Here is a 22,271-nt window from a genome sequence, read left to right as displayed (position 1 = left end):
GGTTAGTGCGCCTCTACGAACGGGCTGAGCGTGACGCCCGCTTCGAGTAGTGCCCTTTTCACTTCGCGGGCCATCTCTGCGGCCCCGGGGGTGTCTCCGTGGACGCACAACGAGCGGGGGGTGAGGGTGACGGTGGTGCCCAGCAGGGACGTGACCTTGCCGTGAAGCACCATGGTGGTACAACGCGCCACCACGGCGTCAACGTCGTGCAGGACGGATCCGGGGATGTCGCGGGGCACGAGGCGGCCCTGTTGGTCATAGGCCCGGTCGGCGAAGGCCTCTGCGACGCCGGTGAGTCCGCGGGTGTGGGCTGCTTGCAGCACGCGCGAATCCGGCAGCCCGAGGACGGCAAGGTGGGGATCGTAGCGGTGTACGGCCTCGACCAGGGCGGCGGCTTGTTCGCCGTCGACAGCGACGGTGTTGTAGAGAGCACCGTGCGGCTTGACGTAGCTGACCCGGCTGCCGGCGATCCGGGCGAAGCCGTCGAGGGCGGCGATCTGGTAGATGACATCGTTGATGAGGTCCTCGGGAGCCACGCGCATAGCCCGGCGGCCGAAGCCGGCGAGGTCGCGGTAGCCGACGTGGGCGCCGATCGCGACCCCGTTCCCCGCGGCCTTCCGGCACACCCTCCGCATGATGTTGGGGTCCCCGGCGTGGAAGCCGCAGGCGACGTTGGCGCTGGTGACGATGTCCAGCAGGGCGTCGTCGTCTCCCATCGTCCAGGCCCCGAATCCTTCGCCCAAATCGCAGTTGAGGTCGATAACCGGTGGGATAGCTGCCATGGCATTTCCTTTGCGAGGCTGACCGTGGGGCCGGGCTGTTGGTGCGTGCAGGTCAGGCGAGACGGTCGGCGGCTTACGTGTGGGTAGGGAACTTGTATCTCGCGGAAGGTGCGCTGTGAGGCGTGCCGCCTCGCGGAGCGTGTCACCGTCGGACCATGGGCCCTCCTTGGAGCGGGGTTCCTGCGTTGAGGCCTGCTCCGGTTGCGCCGAGGCCCCCAGGCACAACCGGAGCAGGGGCCTGTCAGGTCAGTTCGCTGCCCCGGGTCTCGGGCAGGCCCAACAGGGCCAGGACTGCGATTGCGTAGCCGGCTGCGCCGTAGATGAGGGCGTTGCCCACGCCGCCGCCGGAGGAGAAGCCGACAGCTGTGGGGAAGAATGCGCCCAGGGCACGGCCGACGTTGTAGGTGAAGCCCTGGCCGGTGCCGCGCACGGCACTTGGGTAGAGCTCGGACAGGTAGGAGCCGAAGCCGGAGAAGATCGCGGACGAGGTGAAGCCCAGGGGGAACCCGAGGATCAGCAGGAGGTTGTTGGAACCTTCCGGGATGTGCGTGTAGGCGAAGATGAGGGCGGCGCTGAGGATGCCGAACAGCATGATCGCCTTCTTGCGGCCCAGCAGGTCGGTGAGGTAGCCACCGCTGACATAGCCAAGGAATGCGCCGCCGATCAGGGCGAACAGGTAGCCGCCGGTGCCGACGACAGTGAGGCCGCGTTCGGTCTTGAGGTAGGTCGGCAGCCACGTGGCCAAGGTGTAGTAGCCGCCTTGGACACCGGTGGCGAGCAGGGTCGCGAAGACCGTCTTACGTGCCAGTCCATTGGTGAAGATGCCCGACAGCTTGCCGCTCTTCGTACGTACCCGGCGCTGGGAGAGAGGGGCGTCTTCGACGCCGCGTCGCAGGTAGACCAGCAGCAGGGCGGGCAGGGCTCCGGTCCAGAACATGATGCGCCAGGACCAGTCACCGTTGACGTTGTCCAGGACGATGGTCGACACCACGACGGCCAGGGCCCAGCCGACGGCCCAGGAGCTCTGGATGAAGGCGACAGTGCGGCCGCGGTAGCGCGAGGACGCGTACTCGGCCACCAGGATCGCGCCGGAAGCCCACTCGCCTCCGAAGCCGAGCCCTTGCAGCGCACGGAAGGTCAGCAGCATCTCGTAGTTGGTGGCGAAGCCACACAGCACGGTGAAGATCGCGTAGGTCGCGACGGTGATCATAAGGGTGCGCACGCGGCCCACCCGGTCGGCGAGAACGCCGGCGATGACGCCACCGAAGGCGGAGGCCACCAGCGTGACGGTGGTCATCAGCCCGGCCTCGGCCGTGGTGAGGTTGAAGTAGGCCGTGATGGCCACCATGCTCAGCGGCAGGACCTGGTAGTCGTACGAGTCCAGAGCGAATCCGCCGAAGGCACCGGCGAAAGCCTTGCGGCCCTTGGGGCCGAGCGCGCGGAGCCAGGCAAAGGCCCCGGCTTGCTCCTCGTCGGATGGTGTGGTCGATCTCGACACTTCAAGCATGTCGCACCTCGCGTCAGGGGGAAGAGCGGCGGCTGGCGATCTGTTCGCGGCCGGCTGGGGAACGGGTCGGCGTGGCTGAATCCACATGCCCGGTGCGCTGGCGGACGGTGGAAGGTCTTGCTCCTACGCCTCGCTCTGCCCTCAAGCTAAGGGTTGTTGAACAATCCTTCAAGGGGACTGTCGGATTGTTACCTATGCTTTGACTTGCGAAAGCGGAAGACCTCCCCCATCGCCATCCGTAGATGCGCGGAGCCCAGGATGAGTCGCCGAATGACCTTGTTTACGCAGGCCAGTTCGGAATTCCTCCAATGATGCGAAAGCCGTGTGGGCGGGGCATCTCTTGGGCGGAAAATACGGTTTCCGTCGTTCGCCTGCCGAGATCTGCGTTCTTCGCAGTCACAACTCAGGATGCCGCCAAATTCGTCGCGACGGTCCGCACAGAGCGTCCGGTGGGCGAATACGCCCAGGTGTTGCCGGTTACACAGAGCCGCCCCTATCGAAGCCGGGCGGAGATGCGCCAGGCGAGCGGGTGTCGCGGACTGAGGCCGTGTCCGTACGTGCGGGGCCTCCACGCGGAGACCACGGCGCCCGGGGCGCCTGCGGCGCCGGCCGGCTCAGGCGCGGCGGCGCCCAGGCCCGAAACGAGTGCCATCACGACGGCTAGTTCCTCTGGCGCGGGCTGCCCGCGCAGCACCTTGACGGGAGACGGCATGGTGCTCCCCTCGAGGCGGTTGGGGTGTCCAGTGACAGCTGGAGCGGAATGTTCCCGTGTTTTTTGGGCGGCAGCGATTCACGCTTGTTGCGCAGCGCCCGCAGCCCTCGGGCGACTTGCTGCCGCGTCTGCGCCGGCACGATCACCGCATCGATGTGGCCGCGTTCTACGGCGATTTCGGGTCCCAGAACGGTGTTTTCATAGTCGGCGATCAGCTGGGCCGGGGTGCCCTCCACGTCCGTCGCTACGGCAATCTCACAGTCGCGCAGAGCGTTAACACCTCGTTGCGCGCCCATCATTGCGATGAAGGGTTCGGGGTGCCGTGCAGTTCCGGAGCGAAATTGGCGTCGCGTACAACCTCGCGGTGAAACGGGACAGCGGTGGCCATGCCATCCACCTGAAACTCCGACAGGGCCCGGAATGCGCGCTCCAGGGCCTGCCGGCGGGGTGGCGCCGGTGACGATCAACTTGGCCAGCAGGGAGTCCCAGGCGGGGCCGATCGCCGAGCCTGCCTCGACGCCGGAGTCCAGGCGCACTCCTGGGCCGCCGGGCGGAGACCATGTGGTGACCGAGCCGGGGGTAGGGAGGAACCCCCGACCCGGGTCCTCACCGTTGATGCGGAACTCGAAGGAGTGTCCGCGCACCGGTGGGTCTTCGTAGCCGATCTCTTCGCCGTCGGCGATGCGGAACATCTCGCGCACGAGGTCGATGCCCGTGACCTCCTCGGTCACCGGGTACTCCACCTGCAGGCGGGTGTTGACCTCGAGGAAGGAGAGGGTGCCGTGCGATGCGGACTGCGATTTCTCCGCGGTTGGCGATGAGCACCTTGCGCACAATGGTGGCTTTCTTCTTTAAGCGGCGTCGGGTATACAGCTGTCGCCGCACGGGCCGACCAGCTGCGTAAGGGAGGTCTCGAAGCAGGCCCACACCACGTGCCCTCCCTGCAGGTGATGGTGGCCCCAGGTGCTGGTCACAGCATCGACCAGGAACAGCCCTCGGCCGTGACAGAAGTTCTCGGGGCATTCGTCGACGGTGAGATCTCCGCTCCAGCCGGAGCCGTGGTCGCCGACTTCCAGCGCCAGCAACCCGGAGCCGTCTTCGTGATCGATCACATGCAGGCTGTGCCAGATCGGGCCGCTGCCGTGCGTGACGGCATTGGTGACCAGCTCAGAAACGACCAGTTCGGCCTCGTCGGTCAGGCCTGTCAGGCTCCAGGCCTTGAGCTGCTCTGCGATCTGCCGACGGGCGATTGCCGGGGCCTGCATCGTCGGCCTGGGGGCCCATGTCGCGGCGAGCTGAGCGGTGCTTCGTGCGGTGGCGACGGGGGTCATGACGTGCTCCCCAAATGATCAAGTAGGGGGAATGAGGATTGCCGGGAGGAGGACGGCGAGCGTCCGAGGCGGCGGATGACCGCAGAAGCAATGTCGCTGTGGCGATTCCCTCAATCTAGCTATTGTTCAACAATCCTGCAATACCCCAATCCTTGGATATGATATGAGGTTGATTCCCGGGGCGAACTGACACCCCTCACCGGCGTACGCCGCCGCTCGGCCAGTGGACTGCGGCTACGGCCGGGCCGCCGGCGGCCGGCCGGATCACACTGCACGCTCACGTCCGGGCGGGGCGGGCTGGTCTGCCCGCACTGCGGAACAGCCTCTGAACGCGTTCGCGGCCGGTTGTGCGGCGCCAGACCGACACGGCGATGCGCGCGAGGCCGGTGGTCATCGAACTACTACTGGTTATTGCGGTTCCGCTGCCCCAACGCCGACTGCGCGCTGCAGGCGACAGCGGCGGGCCGCGGGCGTCTACTCGGGTGGCCGCGGCCGCTCAGAGGCGTCGCTCCACCAGGGCGCATACTCCTGCTCCGGCTCGCGCCATGAGGCCCGGTTGATCGGGCCGCCCGCTCTACGCCCTGCGGCGGGCCCCGCTCCGCCGTCCGGCGCGTACCGCTGGTCGAGGGCGCGCAGTGTGGGGCGGGTCCGGTGTTGTTGCACTCGGGAAGCGGAGGTCGAGTGCGCCGTTGAGCGTGCGCTCCCAGAAGCCGAGCAGTGGGACGATCCACTCCTTGTCCCCCGCGCTGTCCTGCACGGAGATCTCTTCGAGCAGGGCGATCTCTTCTGCTCCTCGATGGCCTGCTGTACATCCGGATCCCCCCCCAGCGAGCCGGCCAGCTCGAAGCCGCCCTGCCATTGAGCTGACAGGCCCGACCGTAGCCCGACACGGACGGCGCGCTTGTGTGGCGGACCCAGCGGACTCGAATCAGCCGAGGGGGGCGCGGTCGCTCGTTGCCGTTGCGCGCGATGCGTCCGATCGTCCCGCCGCCGCTGCGGTGGCCGGTTCCTCCGGGGTGCACGTGACCTTGTCGCGAGGCGTGTAGTGGGTCTGGAAGTCTTCGCGCTTGATTTCCCGGCCGTCCTGCACGAAGACGCGGCCGACGGAAACGTCGAACCCCTGGAGTGGGCTCTGGACTTCGCACTGCGGGCCGCTGCCTGTGCGCGTGCCCGGCGGCTTGATGTTGGTGCGCGGCCCCTTGGTCGCACGTATCTCGTCGTACTTCTTCGTGCCCAGGAAGGTGATGGTCACCGACGTGTCAGTGGATTCGGCCTTGATGTAGAGGGCGTGACCAGAATCGTTGATCCAGCGGAGGTCGAGGGTGCCCCACGCGACCGTGGCCTCGCGGCCCTCGGGGTAGCGCTCGATGTAGAAGGAGTGGGCGCCGTGCTCCATGGGCTTGACGCCCGCGAAGAACAGGGCGTTGAACATGGTGGTGGCGACTGCGGAGACGCCACCACCGGGCGACTTCACGAACTGACCATTGTTGATCATGATGCCGTCGACGAAGCCGTTGTCCTTCGTGCGCTCGCCGACCGTGCGGTTGAAGCTCCACTCCTGTCCGGGGAGGACAACCGAGCCGTTGATGAGCTGCACCGCACGGCCGATGTTGGTGCTGCGGTAGGGGGCGGCCGGGAACGCGACGGTGAAGGAGGAGACCTTCTCCTTGATGCCGAGCCGCTGGACCGATGCACTCGTGAGCTTCGGCTGGACCACTGCGGAGGCGATCTCGCCGGTGCGGGCCGGGCCGGAGCGGGTCAGCAGGGGCATCACGGCCTCGCCGAGCGCCTTCGCGGTGACATGCCGCCCGACACTGCTGTCCTGGGCCACCACCACGCGGTCGTCGGCGTCGAGACGGAGCGCGGCGTCCCGAGGGCCCGGGGAGGCGTCCCGCACCGGGCTGGAGACAGCGGGGTCGGCGAACAGCCCGTTGGAGTCGAGGCTCGGCACGAGGCGGTTTCGGCTGTCGGGCTTCATCGTCAGATGCTTGCCGAGCGTGGCGGGGGCCATGGCTATGCGTTTGTCGGCGAGGGTCAGCATGACGGGGCCGGACATCGCGGGCTGGGCGAACTCATTCATGGCTCGCTCGGTCTCGTGCGGGCCGATGCGCGGCTGCAGCTGCCTCACCGGTATCGCGACGGGGGTGGCATGCGTCGCGTTGCGGTAGCCGTGGCGGATGGTGTCCAGGGCCTTGTCCGCGATCACGGTGACGCCGGTGACCGGAGTGACGGCCTTCGCTCTGCCCTTCTCGAACGATATGGCCCCGTCACGCACCTGCCGCTTGGCGGCCGCGGCGATACGGTCTATTCCCGCCCGGCCCTTGTGCTCGTCCACACGTAGCACCGGCTCGACCTCCCGGCCGCCGGAGGCGAGGAGCCTGCCGATCGCTGTCACCGGGTCGGATCCGGCGCTCGCGGCACGGTCGACGGTCGCTGCAGTGTCGAGGGACAGCCCGAGCGCGCCGGGATCGGCCTTCTCGATACGGTCACCGATCTTCAGCGCGACCGGTGCCGCGAAGACCGGTCCGAGCTTTCGGTGCAGGAGCCGCTGGGCCTCCGCTCGGCCCATTCCGCCGATGTCGACACCGCGCACCCTTGTGCCCTCGGCGATGTCGTCGCCGGCCACGAGCCCAGCGACGTAGAGGCCACCCAATCCGAGCACGACAGCCCCACCTGCGACAGGCAGAACCATCCGCCAGTTGACGGTTCTGCTGCGTGCGCGTCCCATGTCTCTCCCTGTAGCGCCGACGGGCCGGAAAGGTGCGGTTTGGCCAGCCAGAGCCAGACCTGCACAAGCGAATTCGCACACAATAGTCCGCAAAATAGACGAAATCGGAGAAATGTAATTTCCGTCACGATTGAGGAATGCACGGTCGAGTCGGAACCGGGAGGTGCCCTCAACAACCCCCGGAGCCCGCGAGCTGATCGACAACCTCACGGACAACGCCGGCCTCCCGGCCGGTCCCCGGCGGATCGCGATTGGATGCGCCGACGGCATCCGCGAGCTCGTCGATCGCCAACTGCTGCTGAATCTCGTCAACAAACACTGTCGCTGAAAGTGAACGAAGCCAAGCGTCCTGTCACCATGCTCCGAGGCAGAACCTTCTACGAGTCACGCACCCCAGAAGCAACGCCGCATGACCCACGCAGGCTTGACGAAGGAAACAGAGACACCCCCCCCGCTCCCCTGCCCTGCTCCCCTCATGGGCGGACAGCCGCTTGCGTGACCGGTCACCGGCGCCCAGCGGGCAGTGCCGCAGGTAGGTCGGCCTCGTGGTCGGCCGTGCGTCGGCGGCGGGGAGCGGATGCGGGCTGGATCACGAGGTCCAAGGTCCCCCAGAATGACTGCGCAGTCCCCGCATAACTCGTCACGAGAGGAAGCGCCGTCGCATGGCCGGCAACGCAGACATGGTGTCCTTCATCGAAGCGCGGCTTGCCGAGGAGGAGCAGGTCGCGTGGGACGCCGGTGGCGCGAGCTGGAGGTGTCCGGCGGATGTTCCAGGAGAGGTCCACGACAGGACGTCCGGCATAGCGTTCACGGTGAGAGGAGCCGGCTACGACCGACACATCGCGCTCCAGGATCCGGCTCGTACGCTGGCCCGCATCGAGACCAGTCGCGTCCTGCTCGGCGAGTACGTGGAGGTGGCGGACCGGGACGCCGACCGGCCGGACGACGACTTCGCCTCCGGCCGTGCCGTCGGACTCGGCTTCGCGGTGCGGCAGCTGGCCGCCGAGTACGCCTGGCACCCCGGATACAAGGCGAAATGGCTCCCCCGGTTCATCCGGTAGCGCTCGTAACAGGTGTGAGGAGTCGAGCGCATCGGCCGCCACGGTTTCCCGGCTGTGGCGGTCGCTGCTTGGCCGGAGTGTCCCGGCGGGCGCCCCACCGCTTCCAGCCACCTACTCCGGGTGCTCCTGCGCCCGGGTGTTCAGGCACCGCACGGCGAGGGCCGCGATGTCGTCGTCGAGCCTGCCGCCGCTGTAGTGGAGCAGGTCCCTGTGAAGCCGGTCGAGCAGCTCGCGGGGCGGCGCCGGGCGTTGCCGCCGCATCCAGTCCGGCAGCGGGAAGAACTCGCCAGTGCGGTCCCGGGTCTCCGTTACGCCGTCGGTGTAGAGCAGCAGCTGGTCGCCCGGGGCCAAGGCGACGGTGTCGACAAAGTAGCGGTCTCCGATGAGCGTCGCGAGGTTGAGGGGCGGCGAGGGGGTGGTGGGCTCCAGGACGCGGATCTCCCCGCGGTGCACAAGCAGCGGCGGGGGGTGCCCACAGTTGAGAAGTCTGACGTGGCCGGTGCCGTGCGGGATCTCGGCGAGAATAGCGGTAGCAAAGCGCTCCGGCAGGTCCTGGGCGGGGAACGCGTCGCTGTGGCGGGCGATGCTGATCTCCAGGCGATGGACGATGCCCCTCAGGTCGGGCTCGTCGTACGCGGCCTCCCTGAAGCAGCTGATCACCGCCGCGGCCGCCCCCACCGCGGGCAGGCCCTTGCCCCGTACGTCGCCGATGAGCAGCCGGACCCCGTACGGCGTGTCGGCCGCCTCGTAGAAGTCGCCGCCGATCCGGGCCTGCTCTTGGGCCGCCAGATACAGCGACTCGATCTCGACGCCCGCGATGCGGCGCGGCAGGGGGCGTAGCAGCACCTTCTGGGCTGCATCGGCGACGAGCCGGACGTGGAAGAGTGTCTCCTCCCGCTGGAGCCGGACGTGGCTTGCATATGCGGCCGCCAAGGTGACCGCGACGATCGCAGCCGCCGTGTACGGCGTCCCCAGGTCGGTATAGAAGAAGCTGAGGCCGATCATGACCAGCAGGCAGAACGTCCCCAGCAGGATCGTGGGGAGCACGGGCCACATCGCAGCGGCGAGGGCGGGTGCAGCAGGCAGGAGGCGGCTGAATGCGATCTCCCTCGGTGTGGAGAACGCCAGGCCGGCGATGAGGACGGTAAGGATCACGGGTGAGAGCCGGGCAGCGTCCCACCGGCCGCCGTAGGGAAGACGACGGCTCCGGCGCCGTCCGGACGTGATCACAAAGTGCATCATATAGACCTGAAACGGTTCGAGCTTAAAGGGATCATGCACTCATCTTGATCTTTGACCTTCGCTGTCCTCTGCCACCGGGCTTGGACCGATCGCCGTTGACCTTGGACCGGACACTGGGGGACGGAGCTGTTGCGTTCTCGCCGTGACACTCAGCGGATCACGAGCGCTTACAGACGAGCCGGCCAGAACACCACTCGATCGACGTGATACTGCCTACGCGGAGTGCTCGACGTACTCGAAGATGACCCCGCCGGGGTGTCGCACGGTGACGTTGCGCCCGGTCGGCACCTGGTTCGGGCCGGAGATGATCTCCCCGCCGTGCGTGTCCAGGAGCTTCTTCAATCCGTCCAGATCGTCGACGAGCACCGTGCTCTGGACGTCCCGATACGGAGCAAGCGCCTTGTCGGTGCCGGCAACGAGCAGGAAGCCGCCGATGCTCGCGACTTCCACGTCGCCGTAGGGGAACCGCATCCGGGTGTCCTGGCGACAGCGAGGGATCCGCGCCACCATCCCTGACAAAGCTGACCAGACCCGCAACCGAAAGAATCTCGGCTCCCGCGGCGGCCGTCCGCCAGAGTTCGACCCGGGGGACTACAAGGCTCGGCACGCGGTCGAGTGCGGTATCAACCGCATCAAGCGCCACCGTGCCGTGGCCGCCCGGCATGACGAGCTTGCCGTGCGCTACGAGGCGACCGGGCTGGTCGCAGCCCTCAACGAGTGGCTGTGACCAGCACTTCCGCAACGACCCTAGGCGAGTGCCGCCGCCAGCAATGCGGCGGTCCTGGCCACCAGCGGATGGTCGGCCGGCGCGTCTTCCTCGTGTTTGGTCGTCAGGACGGCCATCACGATCGGTGCGCCGTCCGGCGGCCAAGTGATGCCCACGTCGTTGTTGCCGCCGTACCTCCCGCCACCGGTCTTGTCGGCCACAATCCAGTCGGCGGGAAGGCCGGCGCGGAATCTGTCGCCGCTGGTCGTGTTGGCGAGCAGCCAGCCGGTGAGCCGTTCCCGGTCCTGGGATGTGAGCGCGTCGCCGAGCGTGAGGCGCGCGTAGGTCCGGCCGATGACGCGGGGGGTGGTGGTGTCGGTCACGCGCCGTGGTTCCGCCGAGTTGAGTTCGGGCTCCCATCGATCGAGCCGGGTCTTGCCGTCCCCGATCGAGCGGCAGAAGCGGGTGATGGCGGTCGGTCCCCCCAGCTCGCGGAGCAGCAGGTTTCCCGCGGTGTTGTCGCTGTGGCAGATGGCGGCGTCACACAGCTCCGCGACGGTCATGCCGCCTGCGAGGTTCTCGGCCTTGCCGGTGATCGGGGAGTAGCCCGACTTCTCGACGTACTCTGCGGTGTACCGGATGCGCTTGGCCAGGAACTCGCCGTCGTGGTCGAGGTCGCGCAGAACGGCCGCGGCGGCGATCGTCTTGAACAGCGAGCACATCGGGAAGCGTTCGTCCGCGCGGTACGCCACCATCCTGCCCGTGCGCATATTGCGGGCGAACACGCCCAGACGGGCGGAGTGCTGCTGCTCGAGCTCCCTCAGCCGCGAGGTGATGCCGTCATCCCCGCCAGGTAAGGCGTATGCCGTCCCGCCGAGGGGCAGGGCGACGGAAAGTGCGGTGCCGGCGCCGAGAGCGAGTGCGGTGCGGCGGGAGGGGCGTGGTCCTGTGGTGTGCAAGGCGTTCCCTTCTGAGGCGATCATGACGTACTTCAACACGCGCCGGCGGCCCGGCTGGTTTCGCTGCGGGTGTGACCGTCCTGGCGCAGCGCCGGTGGGCTGCGTGCCCCACGGCCCGTGGGACGGGGCCTACGAAAGTGGCATGTGACCAACGCTCTCGCAACAGGCCCTCACCTCACTGCCACCCCGGGCCAGGGAAGGTCGTCAGTCTTCGGGACGTGTGCCCGGACACCGGCTTCGCCCGGCTTTCATACGGGCAGGCCCGCGCGCTGTTCGACGAGCACACAGCCGTGCGCGGGCCGGGCACGGGCTTCGGGAACGCAGCCCGCGCCCCCGCGCCGTCTCCGCCGGAATCGCCCCGGCCCTGCTCGGCTGCATCGACACCCGTACCCGCTCCATACGACGACGTCGGCCTTCAACACCACAACTGGGCCTTGTCCACGGAGAGGATGTGGGCACGCACCGACCTCTCCGCACTGTTCAGCGGACACGGGTCGAGCGAAATCAGAGAGCGCTTATCGCTGACGACCAGGAGCAGTTGGCGATCAGTCCGCCCGAGAACGCGGGTGAGAGTCTTGCGCGCGGCTGGTTGCCTGGTGCGGCCGGGCGCCTGTCACGGACGCCAGTACAGCGAGGGGTCTGGGTGGTCGGCGAAGCCGAGCGCACGGTAAAGAGGCTCACCGTCGGGAGAGGCATACAAGTCCACTCGGGCCACCCCGCGTTCCCGGAACCAGTCGAGCAGGCCCTGCATGATCGCGCGGCTGTGGCCGCGCCGTCGGTACGCCGGATCGGTGACCACGCCGATCACGTGTCCGATCCGGCCGTTGCGCAGGTGCGGACCGGGCAGCCGTTGCTCGATGGTGCCGATGCCGCAGGCGGCGAGGCCGTTGTCGCCGTGCACAACGAGGATCCGCACGGCGTCCGCTGTCACCTGTTCCTTCAGCACGGCGGCTAGGGTGTCCCGCCAGTCGTCGTCTGCTGATGAGGGGTTGAAGAAGTCGCCGCCGAGCGTGTCAAACAGCAACGCCCGCATGCGTACGAGCTCCGCGACGTCATCCTCCGCCGCCTGCTGCACAAGTGACATGTAATAAGCATAGAGTGGATTAGGGGCTTACGTCGACCTGGTTTGAGATGTGTCGTCGAATGACTCGCGGTACTGGAGGTTCGGAAGTGGGCACTCGACATCTGGTGGCGCATCGCCTTCGCCACGGTCGCCCTCGCGACCGCGGTGGGCGCTGTCGAGGTGTTCTTCAACTGGCGTGCCCGATGGCAAGTGCTGGAAGAGGCGCAGTACCGCCTCATAAAACAGGGCGACGAACTCGATTTCCTGCTCGCACGCACAGCCGTCACTGAACTCAGCCACGCGGCACTCAACCCCCTCTTCACTCGATGGCAGTTCGTGTGGACCGACATCAACCGACGCCGGATGGAACTGCGTCCCGGTGACGCGCTGGTGGGCCCATCGGTCGCACCAAGGCGACGAAGTGCGCGGGCAGTTCGCGCGCGAGACGCGGCGCAGTGCGGACGCCAGCAGTGAGGCCTCCGGAGACGAAGCCCAGCCACCCGACGCACGCCCGTGGCGGCCCGGTGACCAACCGGGCCGCCACGGCATGGGCAGTGTTGGAGCGTCAGAGTCAGTCGGCCGTGCCCTGGTCGGGCTACTGGGGCGGGAAGTGCCGGGCTGTCCGGGGGCGGCGTGGGACATGCCGCTGACCAGCCCGGACAGGGCGGGCCTGTCCGGGACAGCCCCCTGCCCTTGTTCCGCCCCGCCGAACACCAGCATGCTCCTGGCATTCCGACGGACATCTCCGTCGGCCACTCCCCAAGCTCAAGCGAAAGGTGTGTACAGGCATGCGCAGGACTGCGTTACGAAGCACGGCAGGCGGGGCACTGGCGGTACTGGCGCTGATGGCCGCGACCACTCAGGCGGAGGCGAAGGTGGCCGACCGCGGCTGGTCGGCGAGCAACAGCTTCGCCCGCGGCAGCGGCTACATCGACGAGAACAACAACGGCTTCAGCGTCAGCGGCTCAGTGACCGACTACGCCGGCAACCCGTCGACGTCATATGTCTACGTGAGCTGGCAGGAGTACAACCACGGCGCCTGGACGACCGTCAACCGCCAGGCCAGTGGACGCGCGACGAATGGCACGACGGCCGGCATCTCACTCTCCCGAACCACACCGTACGACGTACGCCGCATTCAGGTGACGGTCTGCACCTCGGCGGGCAACTGGTACTGCGGCAGCCCCGGTTAATACTGCAAGACCGTGGCCGCTGAGACAGAAGAACGGCCGGGAGTTGCCGGAGGAGACCGGGCACGGTTGCCCGACCGGATCCAGCAGCTGCTGCATACCTGCGACAGGGACGCCGGACGAGGTGCTCGATGACGCGCGTGAGTACGTCATCGAGCACCTCGGCATACTGATTCTCGCCCCTGGTGCCCTGGTGAGCTGGTGAGCTGGTACGTCTCACTGGCGGTCCTCGTTGATCTCGCTCGATGCCTGGCGCGCTCCCCGCAGCCCACCGTTGGCCTGGGCACCAAAATGAGTCCAGCGGCTGGGCACGGGAGCGCGACAGTCGGCACGTACAGCACGACGAAGCCGCTACTGTGCAGGCCATCCGATCGCGTTGAAGACTGCGACGGGGTCCAGGTAGTCGCGCCAGTGCGTGACTTTGCGGTCCTTGAGCCTGCCCGTGACCTTCTCAATGTCGTCATTCGGCCGGGAACCGTTGCCCGAGATGATGGTCCCCGTCAGCCAGCGGAGCATCACGGCGTAGTCGGCGGGTACGAAGCCGGCTGCGATCGCACCGCCGATCCATGCGTCAGGGTCGATGTCGTTGTGGGTGACGGGTCCGCCGGTCACGTCGGCGATGATGTCGGCGACCTCGCTGACCGTGAGCGACTGAGGCCCGGTCGGCGCGTACTGCGCGCCGGCATGGGCGTCAGGGTCGACCAGCGTCTCGACCGCGACCGCGGCGATGTCCGCGGCATCGACGAAGGCTTCCGCGCCGCCGCGGGTCGGTACGGTGATGACACCTTCGATGACCGGCACGTGCGCGACGGACGCTCGGACGACCCACAGGCCACGGTGTTCCTGTGTGGCGCCTACCGGTTTTCGGGGGACATTGGCCGCGGCCTGCTCGATGCGCTGCCCCAGGTGCTGCCACTCTCGGCGGCCGTCGGCGATCCCCTGCGCGACGTGATTGGCCTGCTGTCCCGTGAGCTGGCTTCCCCTGAGCCAGGTCAGCCCACTGTGCTGGACCGGCTCCTCGACATACTTCTGGTTCTTGCCATCCGTACCAGTTTCCGTCAGAGCACCACCGCACCTCGCTGGTACCGGGCGTCGGCAGATTCCCGGCTGAACGCAGCGTTGCAAGCCATACACGAGGATGCCGGGCGCCCGTGGTCGGTCCCCGAGCTTGCCGAGATCAGCGGACTGTCCCGGGCGGCCTTCGCACGAACCTTCCGAGACGCGCTCGGCCAGACCCCGATGCAATACCTGACGGATTGGCGAATGACCCTGGCCCGCGACTACCTGCGCAACGGCGAGCTGGGCCTGGCGAAAATCGCCAACGTGATCGGCTACGGCTCGCCCTACGCGTTCGCCGCAGCCTTCCGGCGCCATCACGGAGACCCGCCCGGAGCATGGCGGCAACGGGAGTTGACCCGCACCAGCAGTCCGGTAGCCGGCGACCGCATCCACCTCCGCTAACGCCCGCACGCCTCAGCCTCACCGGTCGGTTCGGACGTCGCCACACATCCAGCCGCCACGACCACCAACACGGCGAACCTGATTCCCTCTTGGCAGCCTCTGTGTAGCGGGTCGGCCGGCTCGGGGTTGTTCGACTGTCCTGGCATCTGGTCGGAGCCTGGGCGGAAGTCCTCTCGCCAGGGCGGTGCGGATGGTCGTTGTGGTGGTGGTCGCGTGGGCGCCGGACGGATGCCTTCGGCGAACACGGCGTTGATGCCTCCGCAATCAGGTAGGCGTACAACTGGCGAACAGAGGTGACCGGCTGCTTTCGTTTCCCGGATCCGCCAGGCGGACATCCGCGAGAGCGGGGCGAAGTCCTTGGCCCGGGCCTCCGCCCTCTCCTCCATCTGTCGGGACGAGGGTTCACCGTTCTCCTCTCAGACCCGCCTCAGCGTGGCCGCGAGGTCGGCAGGGGTACGTACCAGCTTCAGGCGGGGCGCATCCGTCAGACGGTGGCTACGCCCCGACCGGCTCGCCTTCTTCCACAGCACCTCGATCTCGTCGACGCCCATGCCTCAGGCAGCCGCTATGTCCCGGGCCACTGGCAACGACGGCCTTGTGCGGCTTCGGCCCGCTGAATCGTCGTCACCGGGCGGCATCTCCCCGGTGTTGAGGCTCTTTGACATTCCCCAGCTCTTGCTCTGCCAGGGCAGACCTGCTCGCCGAAACTCCCCACCCGGCACTACAGGCCGAAGGCGCCACCCTCGATGAGGATGAGCAGGCCGATGGCGATCAGGACCAGTGGCAGCAGGATGTGGCCCCACCGGCTGAGCGCCTTGGCGATGACGGGACGGGTGGCGAAGAACCGGCCTGCGAAGCACCACACGCCCACCAGGATCAGGAAGACGACGGCGTACACGCTCATTCCGCCGACGCCGGCGGTGGCGAATACGGGGACGTAGACGCCGATGTTGTCGCCGCCGTTGGCGAAGGTGACCGCGGCGACCTCCAACGCTTTGGGACCGCCCTCGGCCGCTTCTTGCTCGTCGTCCTCGTCACCGCGGTGCTTCCACGCCTGCCAGGCCGCCTTCAGGCCGAGCGCCAGGGGCAGCAACCCCAGATAGGGGATGGCCGACTCGGGCAGGAAGGTGGCGCCGAACGCGGCGGCGACGGCGACAGCGAGGATCGCGGCGAAGCCGAGGTACTGGCCGATGACGATCCAGCGGGCGGAGCCGGGGTGTCCGGCGCCCTGGGCGAAGAACAGGGACAGGATCAGGATGTCGTCGATGTTGGTGACGGCGAACAGCCCGGCTGCCTGCCCGACGATGCCCAGGTTCACAGGCGCATTCCCCTCTTCACACAGTTGCCCGGCGACAGTACCCGGCGCCCGCCACCCCACCGTTCGTCGGGCACACCGCACCACCCGTTGAAGGTGAAACGAAGTGGGGAACATGAGCGTCCCTGGGGATGGTCCTGCTGGCACAGATGCCAGCGTTGGCGGCGTCACTACTACCAACTGCACTGTCACGGTCAGGCAGAACCAACCGGCAGGTACGCCACCCAATGCCCGGCAGGTGCAGGCGTCCGGCCTCTTCGTGGTCTACGTGGTCCGCCGCCCGTACGGGCCACACCGACCATGGCGCCCGCCCAATCCGCGCGGCACAGCCGGGAAGGCTTCGCGTCTCATTCTCAACCGGCCAGTTACTCCGATGGGTTGAAAATCATGTTTCCCACCCGGCGTGCCGGGAGCATGGGAGGGGCTGACGGCGGTGTGGTGGTTGGGTGTGCTCCCGGCGACACCCTCCCAGACACGAAAACAGGAGCCTGCTATGGCACGCGTGACCGCGGCACAGGCCGCAGCCGACCGGATGACTTTGCCGGCGCGGGCAGCTCAGGGAGCCGGCACCTGGCGTCCGCAATCGCACTAGCCTTGGCCGCCGGAACCGCCACCCTGTCACCACTGGCCGGATTGGCACACGCCCAAGGAGGGGCTCCGGAGATTCTCCGATTCCCCGCCCGGTCGTCCGACATCGTGGCCGACATGCTCGCCGGCCTCTTGCCCGACGAATGGCCCCTGCAGCGGGCCCTGGACGTCCTCGCCCGGCACCAGGTCTACGACAAGCTGCTGAAGCACCCCGAGGCCAAAGGCGCCTGGTACTTCACCCAGAAGCCGTCGCGTACCAGCGCCCGGCAGAGCGTCGACATCGCCACCGCGATCACCGGACGGATATCCGGCGAGCCCATCCCCCGCCTCGCCACCACCTGGCTGCCCGCCCTCGACAGCGAATGGGCGCTGGAACAGACCGTCAGCAACATCGGCGAGACCTTCGAGCACTACCTCGCCCGGACCGTCGGTGCGCTCGTCAACCCCATCAACATCCGGCTCGAAGAAGCCCACGCCGAGATCCGCCTGCCCGCCACCAGCGGCAGGCACCTGCGCCACGGCGTCCACACCCCGCAAGCCCTCGCGCGCCTCAACGCCGGCGGTACCTCCCGCCGGCGCGAGGTAAGAAGCGGGGTCGGCCGCCGACTTGGACACGACGGCAGCGGATCAACATACAGTGGCGGGCCGTTCGCTACGCAGCGACCGTGGTCGTCGCCGCCATCAACGAGTGGATATAAGTGGCCCCGCCGCGTACCCAGTCGCTAACCTCGGCACCCATGAACCAGCGGAAGCGGAAGAAGCTCTCCCGACACCTATTCGTAGCAGTCTTGATGGGCGACACCATCCGTGTGAAGGCGCTTCTGCGGGCTGGGACCGACCCGAACCGAGCGGACAGCGAGGGCGCCACTCCTCTGTATGTGGCATCCGTGAACGGAGAAGCGGAGATCGCCCGCCTGCTCCTGGCGGCCGGGGCCTCTCCGGACACCGAGAGCAGCGGACTCGGCTCGGAAGGCACGCCCCTGTGCGCAGCCGCATGCTGGGGACACACTGAAACGGTGCGCGAATTGTTGACGCGCGGCGCCGATCCGAACCTTCGTGAAGATCACGGCACGGGCCGCTCACCAATCAACTGGGCGATCGACGGCCCCCATCCCGAAACCGTCGCTCTCCTCACCACAGCGGGAGCAACCCCCGCGGGAACCACATAGCATCGCCGTTCGTCATCAGGGCTCCAGCCAGTTCGGCCGGCCTCCCCTGTTCGACGCAGGGACCTATCGAGGCCGTAATGTGGTCGAGCGGTGCTTCGTGCGGTTGAAGCAGTTCCGGGCCGTCGCCACCCGGTTCGACAAGCTCGCCGTCCGCTACCGTGCCGGCGTGGTCATCGGGTCGCTGATCCTGTGGCTGAGAGATGCCGGAGCCTGAGCGAACGAACAGGCGAGTGGGGCACAAGAGCCTGCCCTGGCGCCGCTCCGGATCTCCCGCCCGTGCCCGTCAACAAGCCTCAGCGGCAGTCAGCGTCTTTGCCTGACGGCGAGTCAGTCGCCAGATCTGAACTTCGCCGGTCTCGGCCGGGGCGAGGCGCTCGGCGGGGCGGCGGAGGTGCTCGGTAAAGCCGAGGCGGGCCGGGACGGCGCCGCTGGCAAGGTTGGCCGGGTCGTGGACGACCTCGACATAGTCGATGCCGGGAAGGCGGAAGGCCTGTTCGACCAGGGCGCGGGCGGTTCGGGTGGCCACGCCACGGCCGGTGGTGGCCGGGTGCAGCCAGTAGCCGATCTCGCGGCTGCTGTCCGAGGTGTCGTCACGCCGGAACAGTCCGCAGGCGCCGACGATGGCCCCGTCCAACACGATCGCGTAGGTGAACTCATCACCGCTCACCCAGCTCTCCGCGCGGCCGGCCAGGAAGTCGGCGGTCCTGGCCAGGCTGTGCTCAGCAACCCAGGGCATCCACGGGCGCAGATGCTCCAGCGACTCCTCAATGACCCGGAAGAGCTCCGGAAGGTCCGCCTCGCCGTTGAATGCGCGCAGCTTGAGGTCGTCCAGTTCGATCACCTGCTGTGGAAGGTCCATGCCGGGAGGATCGTATGCAGCAGCCACTGTAGGCAACGGGATTTTGAAACACGCTCCAGTGTGCCGATCATGGGTTTTCGACTGCTGACCAACCACTCCTGAACGTCGCAGGGGCCAACCATCGCTCGTCGTCACCCGACTGAGCCCGAGCGGTCGCACAGATGCACCCCGGCTGTTCTCGTCGCGCCGTACGCCATCGACCAGGGTCCTGGCGACGACGGGAAGTCCTACTGTTCGTGGTGAGCGGTGCCCGGGTGATCCGGGTGGCGCCTTTCCCTGCCGGAGGAAGTAGGCGCCCTCATTGACGCGGGACAGGCGCACGTCGCCTTTCGCGCGGAGGGGTGCGGACACTGATCCGCGCGGTGCGCGGGCCGTTCGTGAGCAGGAGGTTCAGTAGCCGATCGGCTCGTGTCAGCGCTCCGTCATGCTGAGCGCCTCACATGGCGGCTCGCCGTGCGGCGCGCCGAGGCGTCACGCAATTCGGTGCCCCTGGGCCGGAGTCGGTCCCCTCGTCGACTCGTACGTCCAGACGTTGCCGGTGTTACGGCCGCCGCGACGCATCACCGTGCCGAGGACGGCCGTGAGGTCGTCCTCGATCTCGGTCAGGAGGCCGGCACCGAAGACGCACAGAGACTCCTCCCAGGGGTGCCAGAAGGTGCCCATGCGCAGGTCACGGGTGAGGAGTTTGTAGTACTCGCCTTCCCAGCGGGCGGCGCCCGGCCACGTCGGCTGACCTGGGCCTCCGACGCGGGCCGGGTCGAAGCGGTATCCCTGATGCCACCAGCTGACCGAGAAGAGCGGCTCGTCGGGGCGGAGGCGGGCGCGCAGCCCACGTTCGACAACGGCCTGGAGGCGCTTGACCCGGTGGTCGTCGGGGAGGTTGCGCATCAGCCGGTGGATATGGCGAGTGTCGCTGATGTCGCCAACGTGCCAGGTGACGGAGTCCGGTGGCTCCTCGATGCCGGGGTAGTAGGTGTAGCTGGGCTTGAAGGCGAAGCGGGCCTCGAAGTCGTCGCAGAGCGCGTCGTGTTCCCGGTCGTCGGCAGCAAGCGGCCTTCGCTGCCCGCCCGGCGGTTCGTGCCGGGCCAGGTCCTCCAGCAGTGCCGACGACGCATCCGGATTGGCCGCCACCTTGGCGACGACCCGGACTCCGTGCCGGTCGACCATGGCGCGCAGCTGGGCTTCGGAGAGGCCCGGGTGCGGCGCGATGGACTTGACCACCTTCGCGTCCGGGTCGGCGGCCAGCGCGTCGCGGATCACAGCCGGCAGATCGCGTCGCTCAGCCAAGAGCATCCGCACGGCCGGATTCGGCGACTCTGCCAGCTCCTTGACCTCGGCGGGAGAGGCAACGGCGATTCGCGGCAGGAGGGTTGAGCCGATCTTGGTAGCGCCGGCCAAGTGGGTCAGCACGTCGAGCGGCACATGTGGGTTGTGTGCGAGCCTGCGCTGCACGTCGTGGCCACGGTCGGTGGCCAGCGCGCGGATCAGGGCGTCGTCGATCGCGGGATTCTCGGCGAGGTCGGCTCGAACACCGGGTCGGGGATCAACGGCGAGCCGTCCGCACACCTCCACCGGCAGGTCGCGCCGGGCGGCGAGCGCCCAGCGCAGCAGCATCGAAGGATGGTCGGCGAAGCCGACGACGGCTTCGGGCGGTGTGGCCGGATTCCACAGCGCCATCTGCTGCATCTCGTGCACGGTGGACTGGTGGGAGCCGTCGCAGGAGGCGCCGGACCGCAGATCGCAGTCGATCCGCGGGCACAGCGGATCGTGCACGAACGGCGTCTCTTCGCGGTCGCAGACCAGGCACCACTGCGCCGGAGGCAGCCCCCTTGCCGGTGATCAGTGCCGCCAGCACGGCCGGTGGCGTCGCTTCGTTGGCCGCCACCGCGCGGCGGACCTCGGCATGCGGATGCCCCGCAAGTCGGGCAGCCATTTCCGGCGTCGTCCACAACGCGAGCTCCGCGACGACCCGTACGTCCGAGTCGGCGGCGAGGGTCTCCACCACATCAGGCGGGAGGTCCGAGCAAGCGGCCAACTTCTCCCGGCGCTCGACGACTGGGTCTGCCGCGAAGAGGCGTGCCCACTCCGGGCTGCCGACACGCTCGCCTAGCAGGGCGAGCGCGGCGTGCGGCTGTGCCACGGGATCGACGTCGGCGGCGGTCAGCCGGCCCTCGTACGCAAGCCGCACAGCGGTCTCCTCAACGCTCGCGGCCAGCGCAACCGCCTGCGCATGGCTGAGGTCCGCGCGATCTGCGAGGTCCGCGGCAATGTCTGCGTCCGCGACGACGATCAGCCGGTCGACCAACTCGGACGGCAGGGCCACGTTGGCGGCGAGCCCGCACAGGACATGGTTCACAGGGACATCCTGCCGGGACCGTGATCGAATCGCTCGTGGATTTCGACGCGGCGATCTTTCAGCACGTGGGCTCGGTCGGGGTCGGCGGCATCACCGTCCGGTGCCGGCCGCCCACGATCCTTCTTCCTGCCTCGCTGGGGGCCCGCCGCCGTCCCTGTACGCGGTTGGGAGGAACTGTGCTTGCTGTGGCGGGAGTTGACCTCACGGTGTGGAGATCGCCGGTGCGCCGGATGAGGTCGACCGGCTGACCGCAGCGCTGAGCGGTGCGGCCGAGCTCAGGCCGGTGCGCATCTGACAGCAGGCCGAGTGTCCCGCCGGTGCGGGCCCGCAGTCGCACGGCGTGCACCCGCAGCGGCGGAGGAGATAGGCGCCGTTCCCGGCAGTCCCAACGGGCCCCGGTCGTATCGGTGTTCGCGCCCGCGACGGCGGGGCACGGGTCATAATCTGCTGGTGGAAACCGAACACGGGGTGCATCTGACCAGCCGGAACGGCCCGATACCGGAGCTCGATCCTCCGGTACCGCCCTGGCCGGTGTGGCGGGCGGATTTTCCCGTCACCGCCCCGGCCGGACACCCCTACCTGCTCGCCACGGTGCGGATGACTGTTCCCTCCGGCAGACACTGGCAGCGCCACCGGCTGGTCGAAAACCATGAACTGCACACCCGCCTCGTCCCCCTGCTGGGCACTTTGCCGCTGAGTCACTCCTTTCTGCAGGAGCCGCACGGCGGACAGCAATGCCGCTTCCACGACGTCGCCGTGAAGGTGTGGCAGGACAGCGACCCCGACCGCTGGCCCAACACCCTCTACCGCCGGCTCGCCGCCGAGGACGGACAACGCCGGGGACTCGGTGAAGTCACCGTCACCCTCCGCCTCGAAACCCGGGACGGACACGTCCACCAGGCAGCCCGGACCATCAGCGAATGCAACGTACGCGCCGACGGCCGCCTCATACTCGCCCAACTCCCCCACGACCCCCTGCCCACCAGTACCTGACCCTGCTCTCCGGCCTTGCCGGGGAATTGGGCCGTAGCTGCGTGGGAGGAAGGGCGGGCTCCCCGTCTTGGTGCACACCTTGGCGCAGACCCGGCCGGATTCAGCCGGGGCCGTGGGGCCCCTCGGGGACAGCTGCAGCGCACTTCTGAACAGGTCGGGTGAGCTGGACCGGGTCCTGGACGAGGCCCGGGCCGAGGAGTCCACACGGGATGCCATCCGTTACCCCACGACTACGCCACCCGCCCCGAT

At 68.1% G+C, this 22,271-nt stretch carries 21 protein-coding genes and 5 pseudogenes; 11 read left to right on the top strand and 15 right to left on the bottom strand.

All coding sequences use genetic code 11. From position 1 onward, the window contains the following. Positions 1 to 2 precede the first annotated feature (2 nt). From ACFWDI_RS09055 to ACFWDI_RS09025, 7 genes and pseudogenes are all read right to left on the bottom strand, one after another. Positions 3 to 782, bottom strand: a complete 780-nt coding sequence (locus ACFWDI_RS09055) for a LamB/YcsF family protein (RefSeq protein ID WP_385302292.1) — start codon at positions 780 to 782, stop codon at positions 3 to 5. A gap of 241 nt (positions 783 to 1,023) precedes the next feature. After that, a complete protein-coding gene (locus tag ACFWDI_RS09050) occupies positions 1,024 to 2,289 on the bottom strand; it encodes an MFS transporter (RefSeq protein WP_385302290.1) in 1,266 nt (421 codons plus the stop codon). Positions 2,290 to 2,782: 493 nt separating this feature from the next. Further along, positions 2,783 to 2,941 (bottom strand): hypothetical protein, encoded by a 159-nt coding sequence (locus ACFWDI_RS09045; protein ID WP_385302289.1) that lies wholly within the window; start codon positions 2,939 to 2,941, stop codon positions 2,783 to 2,785. 8 nt (positions 2,942 to 2,949) lie between these two features. Then, positions 2,950 to 3,267, bottom strand: a pseudogene (locus ACFWDI_RS09040) (carboxyl transferase domain-containing protein); the annotation flags it as partial. A gap of 62 nt (positions 3,268 to 3,329) precedes the next feature. Next, positions 3,330 to 3,783 (bottom strand): annotated as a pseudogene (locus ACFWDI_RS09035) (acetyl-/propionyl-CoA carboxylase subunit alpha); the annotation flags it as partial. A gap of 69 nt (positions 3,784 to 3,852) precedes the next feature. Then, positions 3,853 to 4,332: an ATP-binding protein gene (locus ACFWDI_RS09030; RefSeq protein ID WP_385302288.1), complete on the bottom strand. Its 480-nt coding sequence runs from the start codon at positions 4,330 to 4,332 to the stop codon at positions 3,853 to 3,855. Between the two features lie 928 nt (positions 4,333 to 5,260). Next, positions 5,261 to 7,060, bottom strand: coding sequence for a VanW family protein (locus ACFWDI_RS09025; protein ID WP_385302287.1), 1,800 nt, complete (start codon positions 7,058 to 7,060; stop codon positions 5,261 to 5,263). Positions 7,061 to 7,223: 163 nt separating this feature from the next. On the opposite strand from ACFWDI_RS09025, the gene ACFWDI_RS09020 reads away from it, so the two are divergent. Then, positions 7,224 to 7,388 (top strand): hypothetical protein, encoded by a 165-nt coding sequence (locus ACFWDI_RS09020; protein WP_385302284.1) that lies wholly within the window; start codon positions 7,224 to 7,226, stop codon positions 7,386 to 7,388. Positions 7,389 to 7,722: 334 nt separating this feature from the next. Further along, positions 7,723 to 8,121 carry a DUF6221 family protein gene (locus tag ACFWDI_RS09015; RefSeq protein ID WP_327327992.1) on the top strand — a complete coding sequence of 133 codons (399 nt, stop codon included), beginning with the start codon at positions 7,723 to 7,725 and terminating at the stop codon, positions 8,119 to 8,121. A gap of 111 nt (positions 8,122 to 8,232) precedes the next feature. On the opposite strand, the gene ACFWDI_RS09010 is transcribed toward ACFWDI_RS09015, so the two are convergent. Together ACFWDI_RS09010 and ACFWDI_RS09005 are read right to left on the bottom strand one after the other, a co-directional pair. Then, on the bottom strand, positions 8,233 to 9,351 hold the full coding sequence (locus tag ACFWDI_RS09010; RefSeq protein ID WP_385302283.1) for a PP2C family protein-serine/threonine phosphatase: 1,119 nt from the start codon (positions 9,349 to 9,351) through the stop codon (positions 8,233 to 8,235). A 225-nt stretch (positions 9,352 to 9,576) separates the two neighbouring features. Continuing rightward, positions 9,577 to 9,834: a VOC family protein gene (locus tag ACFWDI_RS09005; protein WP_385302281.1), complete on the bottom strand. Its 258-nt coding sequence runs from the start codon at positions 9,832 to 9,834 to the stop codon at positions 9,577 to 9,579. 4 nt (positions 9,835 to 9,838) lie between these two features. Here ACFWDI_RS09005 and ACFWDI_RS09000 point away from each other — a divergent pair, with 4 nt between their 5' ends. Beyond that, complete coding sequence (locus ACFWDI_RS09000; protein ID WP_385302278.1) at positions 9,839 to 10,090, top strand: hypothetical protein; 252 nt, start codon at positions 9,839 to 9,841, stop codon at positions 10,088 to 10,090. A gap of 20 nt (positions 10,091 to 10,110) precedes the next feature. Here the strand turns inward: ACFWDI_RS09000 and bla are convergent, their stop codons facing one another. Further along, on the bottom strand, positions 10,111 to 11,052 hold the full coding sequence (gene bla, locus ACFWDI_RS08995) for a class A beta-lactamase (protein WP_385302276.1): 942 nt from the start codon (positions 11,050 to 11,052) through the stop codon (positions 10,111 to 10,113). A gap of 152 nt (positions 11,053 to 11,204) precedes the next feature. Here bla and ACFWDI_RS08990 point away from each other — a divergent pair. Beyond that, positions 11,205 to 11,342, top strand: a pseudogene (locus ACFWDI_RS08990) (site-specific integrase); the annotation flags it as partial. A gap of 299 nt (positions 11,343 to 11,641) precedes the next feature. Here ACFWDI_RS08990 and ACFWDI_RS08985 read toward each other — a convergent pair. Next, on the bottom strand, positions 11,642 to 12,112 hold the full coding sequence (locus tag ACFWDI_RS08985) for a GNAT family N-acetyltransferase (protein ID WP_385302273.1): 471 nt from the start codon (positions 12,110 to 12,112) through the stop codon (positions 11,642 to 11,644). Positions 12,113 to 12,271: 159 nt separating this feature from the next. On the opposite strand from ACFWDI_RS08985, the gene ACFWDI_RS08980 reads away from it, so the two are divergent. Together ACFWDI_RS08980 and ACFWDI_RS08975 are read left to right on the top strand one after the other, a co-directional pair. Beyond that, entirely contained in the window at positions 12,272 to 12,565 is a 294-nt protein-coding gene (locus ACFWDI_RS08980; RefSeq protein ID WP_385302271.1) for a hypothetical protein, read from the top strand. Positions 12,566 to 12,879: 314 nt separating this feature from the next. Next, a complete protein-coding gene (locus ACFWDI_RS08975; protein WP_385302269.1) occupies positions 12,880 to 13,284 on the top strand; it encodes a hypothetical protein in 405 nt (134 codons plus the stop codon). A gap of 348 nt (positions 13,285 to 13,632) precedes the next feature. Here the strand turns inward: ACFWDI_RS08975 and ACFWDI_RS08970 are convergent, their stop codons facing one another. Further along, complete coding sequence (locus ACFWDI_RS08970; RefSeq protein ID WP_385302472.1) at positions 13,633 to 14,082, bottom strand: hypothetical protein; 450 nt, start codon at positions 14,080 to 14,082, stop codon at positions 13,633 to 13,635. Here ACFWDI_RS08970 and ACFWDI_RS08965 point away from each other — a divergent pair. Next, positions 13,966 to 14,742, top strand: coding sequence for an AraC family transcriptional regulator (locus ACFWDI_RS08965; RefSeq protein ID WP_385302268.1), 777 nt, complete (start codon positions 13,966 to 13,968; stop codon positions 14,740 to 14,742). The two genes, ACFWDI_RS08970 and ACFWDI_RS08965, sit on opposite strands and share 117 nt — an antisense overlap. 721 nt (positions 14,743 to 15,463) lie before the next feature. Here ACFWDI_RS08965 and ACFWDI_RS08960 read toward each other — a convergent pair. Continuing rightward, positions 15,464 to 16,060 carry a cadmium resistance transporter gene (locus ACFWDI_RS08960; RefSeq protein ID WP_385302266.1) on the bottom strand — a complete coding sequence of 199 codons (597 nt, stop codon included), beginning with the start codon at positions 16,058 to 16,060 and terminating at the stop codon, positions 15,464 to 15,466. 702 nt (positions 16,061 to 16,762) lie between these two features. On the opposite strand from ACFWDI_RS08960, the gene ACFWDI_RS08955 reads away from it, so the two are divergent. The 3 genes and pseudogenes from ACFWDI_RS08955 to ACFWDI_RS08945 all read left to right on the top strand — a co-directional run. After that, positions 16,763 to 17,371, top strand: a complete 609-nt coding sequence (locus ACFWDI_RS08955; protein ID WP_385302264.1) for a hypothetical protein — start codon at positions 16,763 to 16,765, stop codon at positions 17,369 to 17,371. Positions 17,372 to 17,382: 11 nt separating this feature from the next. Further along, positions 17,383 to 17,814 carry an ankyrin repeat domain-containing protein gene (locus ACFWDI_RS08950; RefSeq protein WP_385302262.1) on the top strand — a complete coding sequence of 144 codons (432 nt, stop codon included), beginning with the start codon at positions 17,383 to 17,385 and terminating at the stop codon, positions 17,812 to 17,814. A gap of 34 nt (positions 17,815 to 17,848) precedes the next feature. Next, a pseudogene (locus ACFWDI_RS08945) lies at positions 17,849 to 18,028 on the top strand (IS5/IS1182 family transposase); the annotation flags it as partial. Positions 18,029 to 18,097: 69 nt separating this feature from the next. Here the strand turns inward: ACFWDI_RS08945 and ACFWDI_RS08940 are convergent. Together ACFWDI_RS08940 and ACFWDI_RS08935 are read right to left on the bottom strand one after the other, a co-directional pair. Beyond that, positions 18,098 to 18,673 carry a GNAT family N-acetyltransferase gene (locus tag ACFWDI_RS08940; protein ID WP_385302260.1) on the bottom strand — a complete coding sequence of 192 codons (576 nt, stop codon included), beginning with the start codon at positions 18,671 to 18,673 and terminating at the stop codon, positions 18,098 to 18,100. A 471-nt stretch (positions 18,674 to 19,144) separates the two neighbouring features. Further along, positions 19,145 to 21,029 (bottom strand): annotated as a pseudogene (locus ACFWDI_RS08935) (DUF2716 domain-containing protein). Positions 21,030 to 21,479: 450 nt separating this feature from the next. On the opposite strand from ACFWDI_RS08935, the gene ACFWDI_RS08930 reads away from it, so the two are divergent. Beyond that, entirely contained in the window at positions 21,480 to 22,022 is a 543-nt protein-coding gene (locus tag ACFWDI_RS08930) for a hypothetical protein (protein WP_385302258.1), read from the top strand. The last annotated feature ends 249 nt before the right edge of the window (positions 22,023 to 22,271 follow it).

This window comes from Streptomyces sp. NPDC060064 (assembly GCF_042736455.1).
GTDB lineage: Bacteria > Actinomycetota > Actinomycetes > Streptomycetales > Streptomycetaceae > Streptomyces.
The sequence above is the reverse complement of the archived record's forward strand: the minus strand, read 5'-3'. Positions and strand labels throughout refer to the sequence as shown.

Bases quoted from the DNA above. Each gene is read 5' to 3' on its own strand.
- ACFWDI_RS08950 (WP_385302262.1), top strand. From the start codon at position 17,383: ATGAACCAGCGGAAGCGGAAGAAGCTCTCCCGACACCTATTCGTAGCA.
- ACFWDI_RS09045 (WP_385302289.1), bottom strand. From the start codon at position 2,941: ATGGCACTCGTTTCGGGCCTGGGCGCCGCCGCGCCTGAGCCGGCCGGC.
- ACFWDI_RS09005 (WP_385302281.1), bottom strand. From the start codon at position 9,834: ATGCGGTTCCCCTACGGCGACGTGGAAGTCGCGAGCATCGGCGGCTTC.
- ACFWDI_RS08985 (WP_385302273.1), bottom strand. From the start codon at position 12,112: ATGTCACTTGTGCAGCAGGCGGCGGAGGATGACGTCGCGGAGCTCGTA.
- ACFWDI_RS09025 (WP_385302287.1), bottom strand. From the start codon at position 7,060: ATGGGACGCGCACGCAGCAGAACCGTCAACTGGCGGATGGTTCTGCCT.
- ACFWDI_RS08965 (WP_385302268.1), top strand. From the start codon at position 13,966: ATGGGCGTCAGGGTCGACCAGCGTCTCGACCGCGACCGCGGCGATGTC.
- ACFWDI_RS08940 (WP_385302260.1), bottom strand. From the start codon at position 18,673: ATGGACCTTCCACAGCAGGTGATCGAACTGGACGACCTCAAGCTGCGC.
- ACFWDI_RS08955 (WP_385302264.1), top strand. From the start codon at position 16,763: ATGCTCGCCGGCCTCTTGCCCGACGAATGGCCCCTGCAGCGGGCCCTG.
- ACFWDI_RS09030 (WP_385302288.1), bottom strand. From the start codon at position 4,332: ATGACCCCCGTCGCCACCGCACGAAGCACCGCTCAGCTCGCCGCGACA.
- ACFWDI_RS08975 (WP_385302269.1), top strand. From the start codon at position 12,880: ATGCGCAGGACTGCGTTACGAAGCACGGCAGGCGGGGCACTGGCGGTA.
- ACFWDI_RS09015 (WP_327327992.1), top strand. From the start codon at position 7,723: ATGGCCGGCAACGCAGACATGGTGTCCTTCATCGAAGCGCGGCTTGCC.
- bla (WP_385302276.1), bottom strand. From the start codon at position 11,052: ATGATCGCCTCAGAAGGGAACGCCTTGCACACCACAGGACCACGCCCC.
- ACFWDI_RS09050 (WP_385302290.1), bottom strand. From the start codon at position 2,289: ATGCTTGAAGTGTCGAGATCGACCACACCATCCGACGAGGAGCAAGCC.
- ACFWDI_RS09055 (WP_385302292.1), bottom strand. From the start codon at position 782: ATGGCAGCTATCCCACCGGTTATCGACCTCAACTGCGATTTGGGCGAA.